Annotated in this window: 14 protein-coding genes, 2 tRNA genes and 1 pseudogene; 7 read left to right on the top strand and 10 right to left on the bottom strand. The window is 63.3% G+C overall.

Features of this window, described 5'->3' with window-relative positions; all coding sequences use genetic code 11:
* Positions 1-20: 20 nt before the first annotated feature.
* Positions 21-1022, top strand: coding sequence for a zinc-binding dehydrogenase (locus DQW77_RS15315; protein ID WP_113259096.1), 1002 nt, complete (start codon positions 21-23; stop codon positions 1020-1022).
* Positions 1009-2523: a histidine ammonia-lyase gene (hutH, locus tag DQW77_RS15310; RefSeq protein WP_113259095.1), complete on the top strand. Its 1515-nt coding sequence runs from the start codon at positions 1009-1011 to the stop codon at positions 2521-2523. The genes DQW77_RS15315 and hutH overlap by 14 nt, the downstream gene beginning before the upstream one ends.
* A 166-nt stretch (positions 2524-2689) precedes the next feature.
* Here hutH and DQW77_RS15305 read toward each other — a convergent pair whose 3' ends face one another.
* The 4 genes from DQW77_RS15305 to DQW77_RS15290 form a co-directional block, all read right to left on the bottom strand.
* On the bottom strand, positions 2690-3955 hold the full coding sequence (locus DQW77_RS15305; RefSeq protein WP_113259094.1) for a DUF6522 family protein: 1266 nt from the start codon (positions 3953-3955) through the stop codon (positions 2690-2692).
* On the bottom strand, positions 3948-5114 hold the full coding sequence (locus DQW77_RS15300; protein ID WP_113259093.1) for a P-loop NTPase: 1167 nt from the start codon (positions 5112-5114) through the stop codon (positions 3948-3950). The genes DQW77_RS15305 and DQW77_RS15300 overlap by 8 nt, the downstream gene beginning before the upstream one ends.
* On the bottom strand, positions 5111-5710 hold the full coding sequence (locus DQW77_RS15295; RefSeq protein ID WP_113259092.1) for a MarR family winged helix-turn-helix transcriptional regulator: 600 nt from the start codon (positions 5708-5710) through the stop codon (positions 5111-5113). Before DQW77_RS15295 ends, DQW77_RS15300 begins: the two co-directional genes overlap by 4 nt.
* 241 nt (positions 5711-5951) lie before the next feature.
* The gene (locus DQW77_RS15290) at positions 5952-6404 is read right to left on the bottom strand and encodes a type II toxin-antitoxin system RatA family toxin (RefSeq protein ID WP_113259091.1); all 453 of its coding nucleotides are present in this window, start codon (positions 6402-6404) and stop codon (positions 5952-5954) included.
* Between the two features lie 70 nt (positions 6405-6474).
* Between DQW77_RS15290 and hpt the strand changes: the two genes are divergently transcribed.
* Both hpt and DQW77_RS18265 read left to right on the top strand, forming a co-directional pair.
* Positions 6475-7038: a hypoxanthine phosphoribosyltransferase gene (hpt, locus tag DQW77_RS15285; RefSeq protein ID WP_113259090.1), complete on the top strand. Its 564-nt coding sequence runs from the start codon at positions 6475-6477 to the stop codon at positions 7036-7038.
* The gene (locus tag DQW77_RS18265) at positions 7035-7211 is read left to right on the top strand and encodes a hypothetical protein (protein ID WP_181711293.1); all 177 of its coding nucleotides are present in this window, start codon (positions 7035-7037) and stop codon (positions 7209-7211) included. Before hpt ends, DQW77_RS18265 begins: the two co-directional genes overlap by 4 nt.
* A gap of 50 nt (positions 7212-7261) precedes the next feature.
* Here the strand turns inward: DQW77_RS18265 and DQW77_RS15280 are convergent.
* The 6 genes from DQW77_RS15280 to DQW77_RS15255 form a co-directional block, all read right to left on the bottom strand.
* Positions 7262-7338 (bottom strand) — tRNA-Asp (locus tag DQW77_RS15280).
* Positions 7339-7640: 302 nt separating this feature from the next.
* Positions 7641-7717: transfer RNA gene (locus DQW77_RS15275), tRNA-Asp, on the bottom strand.
* Positions 7718-7845: 128 nt separating this feature from the next.
* Positions 7846-8040, bottom strand: a complete 195-nt coding sequence (locus DQW77_RS18260) for a hypothetical protein (protein ID WP_113259089.1) — start codon at positions 8038-8040, stop codon at positions 7846-7848.
* Positions 8041-8349: 309 nt separating this feature from the next.
* Positions 8350-9138: a metal ABC transporter permease gene (locus DQW77_RS15265; RefSeq protein WP_113259088.1), complete on the bottom strand. Its 789-nt coding sequence runs from the start codon at positions 9136-9138 to the stop codon at positions 8350-8352.
* Positions 9138-9902, bottom strand: a complete 765-nt coding sequence (locus tag DQW77_RS15260; protein ID WP_113259087.1) for an ATP-binding cassette domain-containing protein — start codon at positions 9900-9902, stop codon at positions 9138-9140. Before DQW77_RS15260 ends, DQW77_RS15265 begins: the two co-directional genes overlap by 1 nt.
* Complete coding sequence (locus tag DQW77_RS15255; RefSeq protein ID WP_113259086.1) at positions 9899-10417, bottom strand: transcriptional repressor; 519 nt, start codon at positions 10415-10417, stop codon at positions 9899-9901. Before DQW77_RS15255 ends, DQW77_RS15260 begins: the two co-directional genes overlap by 4 nt.
* A 56-nt stretch (positions 10418-10473) precedes the next feature.
* Here DQW77_RS15255 and DQW77_RS15250 point away from each other — a divergent pair, with 56 nt between their 5' ends.
* The 3 genes and pseudogenes from DQW77_RS15250 to DQW77_RS18630 form a co-directional block, all read left to right on the top strand.
* On the top strand, positions 10474-11571 hold the full coding sequence (locus tag DQW77_RS15250) for a zinc ABC transporter substrate-binding protein (protein ID WP_113259121.1): 1098 nt from the start codon (positions 10474-10476) through the stop codon (positions 11569-11571).
* A gap of 196 nt (positions 11572-11767) precedes the next feature.
* Positions 11768-12513, top strand: a protein-coding gene (locus DQW77_RS15245; protein ID WP_113259120.1) for an IS5 family transposase whose coding sequence is annotated in 2 segments (ribosomal slippage) — positions 11768-12074 and positions 12074-12513 — 747 coding nt in all. Because the reading frame shifts where the segments join, the coding sequence is not laid out codon by codon here.
* A gap of 31 nt (positions 12514-12544) precedes the next feature.
* Positions 12545-12764, top strand: a pseudogene (locus tag DQW77_RS18630) (IS256 family transposase); the annotation flags it as partial.

Here is a 12764-nt window from a genome sequence, read left to right as displayed (position 1 = left end):
GCGGAAATTGGAGTTGATCCATGAAGGCAGTGGTCGTCAAGGCGCCGGGTGGGCTGGATCAGTTGACGATCGGGGACGTGCCGGAACCGGATGTGCCCGAAGGGCATGTCCTTCTCGAAGTCGCGTGGGGAGCGTGCAACTGGGGCGATATCCAGAAGCGGCAGGGCATCTATCCGGATCCGGTTTCATATCCCGCGATCCTGGGAGGTGAGGTTTCGGGGCGAATCCTGAAGCGTGGAAAGCGGGTGAAGACGTTTGCCGTCGGCCAAAGCGTGGTTGCAATCACTGGCAACGACATGTTGCGCGGCTTCGCTCAAAAAGTTGTGGTCCCGCAGGAGCTTCTCATGCCCTTGCCGGCAACGCTCGACCTGCGTTCGGCCGCGGCCTATCCAGTGGTTTCGTTGACGGCGTATCACCTGCTCAATACGGCCACGAAGGTCAAACCGGGCGATACAGTCCTTGTCCAGGCTGTAGGTGGGGCTGTGGGATTGGCACTGGCGCAGCTCGCGCGACATGCCGGCGCTCGCGTGATCGGAACAGTCGGAACGCCCGAGAAGGCGCGAACCGCACTGGAATTCGGGGTGTATCGCGTCGTTGCCCGTGACAGCGAGGATTTCGTGGACGTCGCCATGGAGGTCACCGAAGGCAAGGGGGTCGACCTGGTGATCGACTCTCTGGGCGCGGACATCCTGCCGAGAAGTTTCGACGCCCTGCGCCCGTTCGGACGTGTCATAAATATCGGCGAGGCAGCCGGCGAACCCGACTTCGAGGTCCGCAAAAAGCTCTACGAACGCTCAACATCGTTGGCGGGGTTCGAAATGCTCCATGCCGGACCGGGTTCGCGGCGCTGGCGCGCTTCCATGCGAAAGATCGTGCAGAGCATCGAAACCGGGCGCCTGATGATCCCTATCGCCGGAGAATACCCGATGGACCGGATAAGGGAGGCCCACGCTTTCCTCGAAAGCCGGGCGGCGTCCGGAAAACTGCTCATCGAGGTCGGAGGCATCGATGCAAACGGTTGAGATCACGACCGGACAAAACGGACTCCAGGTCTGGCAGGCGGTGCTTCGCGATCAGGTCGAACTGAAACTGAGCTCCGAGGCGTCGCGCAACATCCATGACGCACACGAGGCACTCGGGCGTATCGTCGCCCGGGGCGGGCCGCTTTATGGCATCAACACCGGGTCCGGACGCCTTGCCGGAACGATCATCCCGGAAGACGGCATCCTGGCGCTGCAACGAAATCTGGTTTTGTCGCATGCGATCGGTTCCGGTCCAACGCTGTCAGAAGCGGAAACACGGCTGGTTCTGGCGATGAAGATCGGATGTTTCGCGCAGGGGCGCTCCGGCGTTCGGCTCAGTCTTGTCGAGACCATGGTCCGGATGTTCAACAGCGACATCCTGCCTGTCATCCCCTCACAGGGGTCGGTCGGTGCCTCGGGCGACCTCACACCTCTTGCCCATCTTGCAGCCGCGATGATGGGCGAAGGGCAGGTGTCTGTCGCAGGCCGTATAGGTCCGGCAGGGGATGCCCTGGCCAAGGCCGGGCTGGAGCCTGTCGTCCTGCAGCCAAAGGAAGGCATGAGCTTGCTGAACGGCACGCAGGTTTCGACCGCTCTGGCGTTGTCAGCGGCATTCGAGGGGCAGCAGGCACTGGATTCCGCCGTCTTGATCGGGGCCCTGTCAACAGAAGCGGTCCTCGGGTCGGCTCGATCCTTTGACGACCGCATCCACCGCGCACGGCGACATCCAGGCCAGATCGAAATCGCCCGTCGTCTGCGTGATCTGATCCGGGGCAGTGGTTTTCGTGAAAAAGCATTCGTCGAAGGGCGAATCCAGGATCCATACTGCATCCGGTGTCAGCCACAGGTCTATGGCGCATGCCTCGATCTGCTTCAGACGGCCATGGAGACGCTGGAACGCGAAGCTGACGCGGTCACCGACAACCCGCTCGTCTTTCCCGAGACTGAAGAAATTCTCTCCGGCGGGAACTTCCATGCCGAGCCCGTCGCTTTCGCAGCCGACACGATCGCGCTGGTCATATGCGAGATTGGCTCACTCTCCGAACGGCGGCTGGCGATGATGGTCGATGAGAGCCTTTCGGGTTTGCCATCTTTCCTGACGGACGATCCCGGTGTGAATACCGGCTTCATGAGCGGCCAGGTCGGAGCGGCGGCAATGGTTGCAGAAAACCGTCAGAAGGCCTTTCCGGCCTCGGTGGACTCGATTCCGACCGTCGCCAACTACGAGGATCATGTCTCGATGGCCACGCACGGGGCAAGGCGCCTGGCGGGAATGATCGACACGCTGAATAACATCCTGGCAACAGAACTCCTGGCCGCCATGGAGGGATGCGATCACCGCGGCTTGCACCTGGCCAAGACTTTACGTGAATTGGGCGGGATGGTGAGGAGCGAAGTCGCGCGAATGAACCATGATCGCGCCTTTGGACCCGCATATGAGGCCGCGCGAAACATGCTGAAGACCGGGCGGGTCGCCGGGCTCGCCGATTGGCGTGATTAGGAAATTCGCACGCGCAGCCGCGTATCAAACCTGTTCGAAGGCAAAGACTGAAACGCAGGAAAATCAGTTTCTGCGGCAAACGGTTTGCTTTTCTTTCCGGTAAAGGACCAGAGGGCTCCCGGTCAATACCGCAATGAAGGTAAGCTTTTCTTGCGCAACAACGCCGTCACTCCGTCTCAACAGCCTCGCTGGCGTCGTTCGAAAGCGCGCCCTCGAGACGGCTGATTTCCCGGTCGTGGAACTGATGTTCGCTTTCGTTGTTTCGCGGTCCGCGGGAAAGGGAGCGGGCCAGGTCAAAAAACCCCTTGCCCGGCAAGCGGTCACGCCCGCGTCCGACCACGCGCGCCGCTATGAAGGGGCGGTCTGTGGCCGCGTCTTCCCGCATCGTGCTTTCCAGCGCGCGGGTGACGCGCCGAACCGATCCCGGCATCCACAGTCCGAGCGCGCGGGCAAGCGCCCCGTAGGTGATCGGCACCTCGTTTTCCGAAAGCGCCTCAAGATGGTCGCGCACACGGGCCGAAAGATCGTTTTCCCTGCCGGCGGCAGCGTCGATCATGCGGGGCGGCGGGATTTCACGAGCCGCCCCGTCAGCGTCGATTTCCGCCGCCCAGGCCCGGTTCGCGCTGCGCAGGACGATCCTTGTCCGGCCGGTATCCGTGCCCTCGCCGGTTTCGGTGACTCCGACGACATCACCGGTCCGGAGCCCGTCTCTGAGCGTTTCCGGCGTCAGCCCCAGGCGCGGCGCCAGGAAGTCGGGATCGACGGTGATCTGGCCATCCTCCCACCCGACGACGTGATCCGGGATCGGACGGTTCAGTACCGGCGAAGGCCCGTCATCGCGCGCGTAGAAGGGATTGCTCCCGGCCGCATGATCGGTGACGTCGACAATCTCCTCGATCTGGGGCAGGGCGGCGCGCAGCATCCGCTCAACCCCCTGCCGAAGTGTCGCGGCGGAAGCGGCGCAGCCCTGGCAACCGCCCGACATTCGCAAGTAAACGGTGCCGGAGTCCACGCTGTCGGCTGATATATGCCCCCCGTGCGCGGCTACCGCGGGATTGACCTGTCGATCCAGCAGATCCCGGATTTCATTCAGCAGAACGGTGTCCGGGGTGTCATCTGCCGCATCCTCATGTGATCCGAGGGGGTTTTCGGACCAGTCAAGCACCTGCCGGATCGCTGCCGCGATTGCCGACTTCAGGCCGTTCCATTCGGCGGTTTCATTCTTCTTCACCCAGACAGTGGCGTCTCTCACCTCGACGCGGCGCACGCCCGGGATGGCAAAAAGCGCCTCCGCCAGCGGCGAACCTTGCGGTGTATCGAAACGGGCGGATCGCCCGGGATGAACTGCCGAGTCTAGAACGAACCCCATGACGTTCGCGTCTCCGGCCGAGCCTTGTGCCCGAATCCTGCGGCGGGTCGCTGCGTCAGACATCCTCAAGCTCCGTTCCCTGCATCGCGCGGAGCGCCTTGAAGGTATAGATGCCGGTGTCATGGCCGTCGCTGAATGCCAGGCCCAGAGCGTAGTTTCCCACACTCCATACGCGCGTGATGCCAAGATCGAGCGGCACGCTTTCGGGATCAAGCAGCTGCGCACTCGTCACCTCGTCGCGGCATTGCGCACAGGCACAGGCAAGGCGCAGATCCCGCTCGGCAAGGCGCTGTTCCAGGCCGTCGGCCCAACGAAGGATCAGGCCGCCGTCTTCGTGATCGAGCGCGACAAGACGGTCGGCCCGGCCGCCGGTGCCGGTTTGGGCCGGGGCGGGTTTGCCCGAACCATCGGCCAGTGACCAGGCAAAGGGCGTTGCAATCCCGGCCGACGCGTCCCCCGTCTGTGCCAGAGCGGCGGCGATCCGGCGATACGCGTCGGCGGCCGGGCTGACGGGCGCGGCCTCGACAAGCGGTCGGCCACTGTCGCCGCAATCGACGACATCCGGGTCGAGCGGCACCTTGCCAAGGAAGTCCACGCCCAGCTCATGCGCGATGGCCTCGCCGCCCCCCTGGTGAAAAATATGAGTCACCGTCGCGCAGGACGGGCAGGTAAACCCGCTCATGTTCTCGATCACGCCGAGGATCGGCACATTGACCTGTTCCATCATCCGCAATCCGCGCCGGGCAATCTTAAGGCTTACATCCTGCGGCGTGCTGACCACAACCGCACCGGACAGCGGAAAGGCCTGGGCCAGGGTCAATTGGATGTCCCCGGTTCCCGGCGGGAGATCCAGCAGGAGAACATCCAGTGCCCCCCATTCCACCTGACGCACGAACATCTGTAGGTATTTCGTCACCATCGGGCCACGCAATATGGCCGGTTTGTCGTCATCGGTCAGCATGGCCATCGAGATGACTTTCACGCCATGCGCCTCGGCGGGAATGACCTTCTGCTCGGGGGTCATCGCGGGCTTGTCGGAGGCGATGCCGAGAATACCGGGAATGGACGGGCCATAGACATCCGCATCGACAATACCCACAGACAGGCCCGAGTCGGCCATCGCCACGGCGATGTTGGCCGTGACCGTGGATTTGCCCACGCCGCCCTTGCCACTGCTGATGGCAATCATACGGGGTCCGGCGGCCTGTTCATTCTGCGTCATTCCTGTCTCTTTCCTTCTGTTTTCGGATGAATGGGGCCCCGGTAACTGGCGCACAGCTTGTCGATCTCCGACGCCGTCAACTCTGCCGACATGCAGGCGCAATAGGCCATGCCACCGGACGCCGCGAAATGGCTGCAATCCCGGCAAGTGCCGAAAGCGGGCCCCGCCTTCCGTAAGGCCAGGCCGGAGGCCAGCCGTGACAGCGTTTCCAGAAACCTGTCGCCTTCCGCGGTTCCGAGATCATCAATGGCGAGAACAAGATCGTGCAGCGGATCCCGGTCAAGCATGGCACGGCCCGGCTCGGTGAGGTCAAAACAAAAGCTCCGCCGGTCGCGCTCGGAGGTCTGGCGCACAACCAACCCCCGCATTTCGAGTGACTTGACGATCTGAGAGGCCGTGCCGCGCGTCGTCGCCTGGAAGCTGGCGAAACCGGAGGGTGTGCGCGTGCTGCGGTTGGCGCGGGCAAAAAAGCGCAGGCAGGACCACTGTGCCGCCGTCAAATCGGACTGCCCGGTCTCGCTCCGCGCGGCGCGACCGACATGGACCAGCAATTCGGCAATGCGATCGGGTGTCTGTTGTTTATCGATCATACGCATTTAATATCGATTCGAAATCATATTTACAACAGTGAACCATGCTGGCCGCCCGCGGCGCTCACTTCGGTGCAACCCGCGCGACAAGCAATCCCCGGTCAGATCGGCACAGTGCGGTCCGGCAAGGCCCGGTTGAAGATTTCCGCCCTGATGAATCGGCAAGTGTTTGCGATGTAACCTTTTCCCGGATTTCAGCAACCCGGGGCCCGAACCGCGCAACACGGCCAGCCCCGCCCGGCCGGCCTCACCCGTACAAGGCGTGCGCGCGGCCTTCGAAGGCACGCACCACCCGTTGCATCGCCTCGAAGAAGAACAGCCCTGCCGCCTTCTGAAGAATCCGGTTTCGAAACTCGAAATCCACATCGAATTCAACCTCGCAGCCGGCACCATCCTCCAGATCCCTGAAGTGCCAGTTCGAGCGCATGTAGCGGAACGGCCCGTCAAGATATTCGGTCTCGATCCGTTTCTCCGCGGGCCATAGCACCACACGGCTGCCAAAGCGTTCGCGAAAGACCTTGAAGCTGATGACCAGATCCGCCTCCATCACCCGCGCCCCGTCGTCACGCTCGGTGACGGATCGCACCCGGGCCGCGGCTGTCCATGGCAGGAACTCCGGATACCGCTCCACATCGGCGACAAGGTCGTACATGCGCTGCGCGCTGAAGGGCAGCGTCCGGGTCTCTGAATGGCTCGGCATGTTGCCCCTTTTTTCGCGTGACAGTGGGGCGCCATTTCATAGACTGGCGCTGGAAATTCAAGAGGGCGCAATGCCGGACACTGCCGATAAACCCTATGTGATCGACCCCATGCTTTCGGCCAAGACGATTGCCGCGAGGATCGAGGATCTGGCCCGGGCCATCCGGGCCGAGTTCTCCGGGAGTGACAAGCTGGTGGTCGTGGGCCTGTTGCGCGGCTCTTTCGTCTTCATCGCGGACCTGGTGCGCGAACTTGACATGAACGTGGAGGTCGATTTCGTCGAGACCTCGTCCTACGGCAACACCATGGAATCCAGCCGCGAAGTCCGCATCCTCAAGGATCTGCGCGGCGACATCGCCGGGCGCGATGTTCTGGTGGTCGAAGATATCGTCGATACCGGCCACACGCTCGCCCATGTGCTGCATCTGCTCGCCAGCCGTCATCCACGCAAACTCAGGACCATCGCTTTGCTGGACAAGCCGTCGCGCCGCGAGGCCGATGTCACCGCCGACTGGACCGGATTCGAGATCCCGGACGAGTTCGTGGTGGGCTACGGCATCGATTACGCGCAACGCAACCGCAACCTGCCCTTCATCGGCAAGGTCCGGTTCACCGGTGCGGGCGCTGCGGAGTGACCCCCCGGTGGCTGTTTCGCATGGCCCGGTGGGCGCAGAACCCGCCAAGCGCGCGGCAGGTCAAATTCGTCCTGTCCATCGTGGCGGTTTGCCTGGCGCTTTTCGCCTGGGAGTATTTCCTTGGCTGGCCCGAGGCGCTGACACCCGAAAACATGCGCGGATTGCGGCCCTGACCATGGCCTGGCCGACTGTCCGGGCGCGGACGCATCACCGAAGGGAAAAATGGCGCGGTTGACGGGGCTCGAACCCGCGACCTCCGGCGTGACAGGCCGGCACTCTAACCAACTGAGCTACAACCGCGCGTGCCGGCGCTGATACGCCAGCCCGCGCCCCCCGTCAATGGTGAAAAATCCGCTCTTGCGACAAGTCCGGCGGGCCGGATTTCCCGCGCGAAGCTGGCTGATGGGAACCCCCTTTCGCGGCACATCCGGTGCGGACCGGACGGTTGGAGAGGTAGGCATCAAGCGGGTCGGTTCCATGTCGCGCGCACACGGTTCGGCGCTTTCCAGATTCGGCCCGCGCAGACGGGTCAAAGCGGGCTTCGGAAGGACTTGCAATTTCAGGGATCGCGATGCCCGCCCCGAAGGCTCCGGATGGGGCGCTGGCGCGGTTGACGGGGCTCGAACCCGCGACCTCCGGCGTGACAGGCCGGCACTCTAACCAACTGAGCTACAACCGCCTGCGCCCCGCCTCTCGGGCGGTGTGCCGCTTCTCTTAGGGCGCCGGGCACCCCCCGTCAAGCGCCGATCATTCGGTTTGAAACCATCACCCCACCCATTCGCGACCGGGCGGACCCGTTCCCGGCCATCATGCCTGACATGCCGCTGCGTGTGAACCGGAATGCAGGATCACTCGTGAAACCTCATCAAGCGCCTTGCGCAAGCCGTCCACGCCATCACGGGCCGCCTCGAATCCGGCGCTGCCGGCCTCCGACCAATCCCGCAGCGTGAGCGTATCAAGGTTGGTGTGCGCCCCGATACAAGGCAGCCCCCAGAATCTCACAGTCTTTTGTCGCCCGGTTCACATCCTGGGTGTCGAGCCAGTCGGGACCGGGCATGCGAAAGAGGCGTTGTAGCTGGACCAGTTCGTCCTGCGGTAGCGCGCGGGAGCGGTTTGTTCGTAGACCCCATGTAACGGCATGGATTCGAAAAGTGAATCCTCCAAAGCCCGAGTTCTGCAACAACGCCGAGTGGCAACGTCGATCGCAAAATCATCCTTCTTACACTGCAGTTTCGATTGCTTGGTGTGCATAAGCAGTAGGCAGTCAGCCACGATACCGGAACGCTCTTTTGCCTCGGGCAGGTCTGCCCTTCAGGATCGCAGGCTTTGCAGAATGCTTGTGCCGAGAAACACGAGGGCTGCGACGCAGACGATGGATGGCCCCGCTGGCGTGTCGAGGGTATAAGCCGATTTCAAGCCGATCACGGCGGACCCGCTGCCGATGAGCGCCGCCGTAAACGCCATTTGTTCGGGCGTCCGTGACAGGGGGCGGGCGGCGGCGGCGGGAATGATCAGCATGGCCGCGATCAGCAACACGCCGATGACCTTGATTGCGACGGCCACGGTGATGGCGAGCGACAGTGTCAGGACGAGTTGTTCGCGCTTTGGGTCGATCCCGCTGGCATGGGCCAGCTCCCCGCTGAGGGTAGAGGTCAGCAGCGCGGACCAGCGCCAGCCGATCAGCCCGACGACCAGCGCCGCGCCCCCCCAGATCACCGCCAGATCACCGCGCGACACGGCGAGGATGTCGCCAAAGAGATAGGCCATCAGGTCAATGCGGATTCCGGAAAGGAAAGAGACGGCGACCAACCCGAAAGCGAGGGCGGAATGCGCCAGAACACCGAGCAGCGTGTCCATCGCATAGCCGCGCCCCGTGAGCACCGTAACGATAAGCGCCATCGTCAGCGCCACGGCCACGGCCCCCGTGAAGATGGAGATCTGCAAGGCCAGCGACAGGGCCACACCCAAAATCGCGGCATGTGCCGTGGCGTCGCCAAAATAGGCCATGCGCCGCCAGACCACGAAACTGCCCAAAGGAGCCGCTGCAAGGGCCACGCCGACGCCTGCAAGCGCGGCACGGGTCATGAAATCGTCAAGCATTATTCGCCGGCCTCGGTTTTTGTGTCCTGCGGCGCATGGTCATGCGTACAGGTTTCATCGTGGCTGTGGTCATGCTCGTGACGGTAGAGGGCCAGTGCGCCGCCAGTCCCTGTGCCGAACAGCGCGCGGTATTCCGGCGCTGCGGAAACGGTCTCGGGCGTGCCCTGACAGCAGACATGACCATTGAGGCAAATCACCCGGTCGGACGCGGCCATGACCACGTGCAACTCGTGGCTGATCATCAGGATGGCGCAGCCGGTTTTCTGCCGGACCTCCTCGATCTGCTGGTAGAAGGCGGCAGAACCGGGCTGATCCAGCCCCTGCGTGGCTTCATCGAGCAAGAGAAGGTCCGGCTCATTGATGAGCGCCCGCGCCAGAAGGACGCGTTGGAATTGGCCGCCCGACAGGGCGGACATCTGGCGGTTCGACAGGCCGGGCACGCCGGCGCGTTCCAGGGCGGCGGCGCAGGCAGACCGCGTGGTGCCCCCGGGAAGGCGCAGGAAACGGTCCACAGTGATGGGCAGAGTCGGATCGATGTGCAGTTTCTGGGGGACATAGCCGATCCGCAGTCCGGGTTTGTGCGTTATGCGCCCCGCAGATGGGCTTGCCGCGCCAATGAGCAAGCGCAGCAATGTGGTCTTGCCCGACCCGTTGGGTCCGACGACGGTCACGATCTCTCCCGGCTCGATCGCGAGAGACACGTCGCGCAAGACCGAGTTGGCGCCAAAGCTGACGCTGATATTCTCCGCTGTGATCAGGCTCATGCGTCGGCCTTCTCTGTGCAAGCGGGGCAGATGCCCTCGGCCTCGACAACGGTTCGTTCGATCGTGAAGCCCGTGGCGCGGGCGGCCTCTCCGAGCGCGCCGCGCGCCGGTGCGGATTGCGCCTCGGCCACCGAGTCGCAGATCCGGCAGATCATGAAGGCAGGCGAGTGATTGGCCCCGGGATGGGCGCAGGCGATGAAGGCATTGAGCCGTTCAATCTTGTGCGCGAAGCCGTTGGTGACCAGGAATTCAAGCGCCCGGTAGGCGACAGGCGGTTGCGAGCCGAACCCCGCGTCCCGCAAACTGTCGAGCATCTCATAGGCCCCGAGCGCCCGGTGCTCCTGCAGGAGGATTTCAAGCGCCTTGCGGCGGACTGGAGTGAGCCGCAGCCCTTCCGCCTGGCAGTGCGCTTCGGCCGCCGCGAGCCCGGCGCTGATGCAGGAGCCATGATCGTGCTGTTCGAACCCGATCGGGTCGCTGGACGCGGGTTTTCCGGCGTGGGCGATGCTTGTCATGTTATCTCATTTCCTGTATCGAGACAGTAACGTTATAAAATCACATGGAGCCGGATATGTCCAGAAACCTCGTTGCCTTGTCTGTTGCTGCCGCGCTGCTCGGAGGTACGGCCCTGGCGGAGGCACCGCGCGTGGCCGCCGACATCGCCCCCGTTCATTCGCTGGTGGCGCGCGTGATGCAGGGGGTGGGCGCGCCTTCCCTGATCGTGGCCTCCGGGGCCAGCCCGCATGAGTACAACCTGCGCCCGTCCGAGGCGGCCGCGTTGCAGGACGCCGACCTTGTCTTCTGGGTGAGTCCCGATCTGACGCCCTGGCTTGACGGAGCAATCGAAACACTGGCCGACGACGCAACGGTCACGGCACTGCTTGAGGTCGATGGAACTGCGGAATTGCCGTTCCGCGAGGGTGCGCTGTTCGAGGCGCATATGCATGGGGATGAGGACCACGGAGATCATGAGCACGAGGCGCATGATCACGACAATGCGCATGACGGCCACGACCACGACGACCATGCGCATGATGAAGGCCACGACGGACATGATGAGCATGGCCATGAGGATCACGGTCATGAAGAGCATGCGGACGGAAAAGAGCACGGGGACGAAGAACACGCCGATCATGGGCACGAAGGCCACGACCACGGCGAATACGACCCCCATGCCTGGCTATCACCTGACAATGGCGCAGTCTGGCTGAATGCCATTGCGGCACAGCTTTCCGCTGCTGATCCGGACAACGCGGGTGCTTACTTTGCCAATGCGGCGGCGGGGCGCGCGGAACTCGCTGCCTTGCGCGCCGAGATCAACGGCATCCTCGATCCGGTGCGGGGCCGCAACTTCATCGTTTTCCATGACGCCTATCAGTATTTCGAGGCCGCTTTCGAATTCCCCGCGTCCGGTGCCATTTCCGTATCCGATGCCTCCGATCCCAGCCCGGCGCGCATCGCCGAGATCCAGGGGCGCGTCGCCGAACAGGGGGTGACCTGCGTGCTGTCGGAACCGCAATACGACCCCGGTATCGTGGCCGCGGTGATGGACGGGTCCGAGGCGAGTACCAGTGTGCTTGATCCGCTGGGCTCCGACCTCGAACCCGGCCCGGACCTCTATGGCAATGTTCTGCGTAACCTCGCCACGGCACTGGCGGATTGCCTTTGAGCCTTTGAAATGCGGGTGGTGTCTTGGAGGTGGTGGAAATTTTCAGGTGGCGTAGTCTCCGGGTGACCTAAAACCCACCCGACCGGCGGCGGCAACCGCCAGGGAGAGTGAGGGTCGCAAGCCGCCACGGGTTCGAGGCGCGGCCCGAACACCATGACCGATGTTGCTGGAGAGAACGCGCTGGCGCTATCGGCGCATGACCGACGCGCAGATGGCCCGTCTTGCGCCCTATTTCCCGAAGTCCCACGGCAAGCCGCGCGTCGATGACCGGCGTGTGCTGAGCGGGATTATATTTATCAATCGCAATGACTTACGCTGGCGGGATGCGCCTGCGGACTACGGCCCGCACAAGACGCTCTACAACCGTTGGAAGCGATGGAGTGACAAGGGTATCTTCGCGCAGATCATGGCCGGCCTGGCCGCCGAGCACGGCGAGGAGAAGATGGTCATGATTGACGCGACTTACCTGAAGGCCCACCGGACCGCGACCAGCTTGGGCGTGAAAAAGGGGGGCGTGGCCGCCTGATCGGGCGCACCAAAGGCGGCATGAACACCAAGCTGCACGCAATCTGCGACAGCCAAGGACGTCCGCTTGACCTCTTCGTCACCGCCGGACAGGTCAGCGATTACAAGGGCGCGCGGGCATTGCTGGGCGGCTTGCCAGAAGTCGAATGGCTGCTCGGGGATCGAGGCTACGACGCGGACTGGTTCAGAGACGCCTTGAAAGAGAAGGGGATACGCGCTTGCATCCCGGGCCGGAAGCAGCGCAAGGCAACTGTCAAATACGACAAGCGCCGATACAAGCGGCGCAACCGGATCGAGATCATGTTTGGAAGGCTCAAGGATTGGCGGCGCGTGGCAACCCGATACGACAGGTGCCCGAAGGTCTTCCTCTCCGCAATCGCCCTCGCAGCTACCGGAGCTATGCGGGAAACTGGGTGACGCGGTTTGAGAAGGCGGCGTATCGTGGCGGGTGTCCAAGCCTGCCAGAACTTCCAGAAGGAACGATACGCCATGACGAAAGATACAGACATCATCGCCCTGCGTCAGCCGGAATCTGTTGATGACCCGTTGACCGAGATCGCGCGCGACGGGGCGCGACGGATGCTGGCGGCCGCGCTTCGGGCCGAGGCCGACGCTTTTGTCGAGCAATATTCCGAAGAGGTCCTGCCGGACGGTCGTCAGCGGGTTGT

Origin of the sequence: Roseovarius sp. TE539, assembly GCF_003298505.1 — a bacterium.
Lineage (GTDB): Bacteria > Pseudomonadota > Alphaproteobacteria > Rhodobacterales > Rhodobacteraceae > Roseovarius.
The sequence above is the reverse complement of the archived record's forward strand: the minus strand, read 5'-3'. Positions and strand labels throughout refer to the sequence as shown.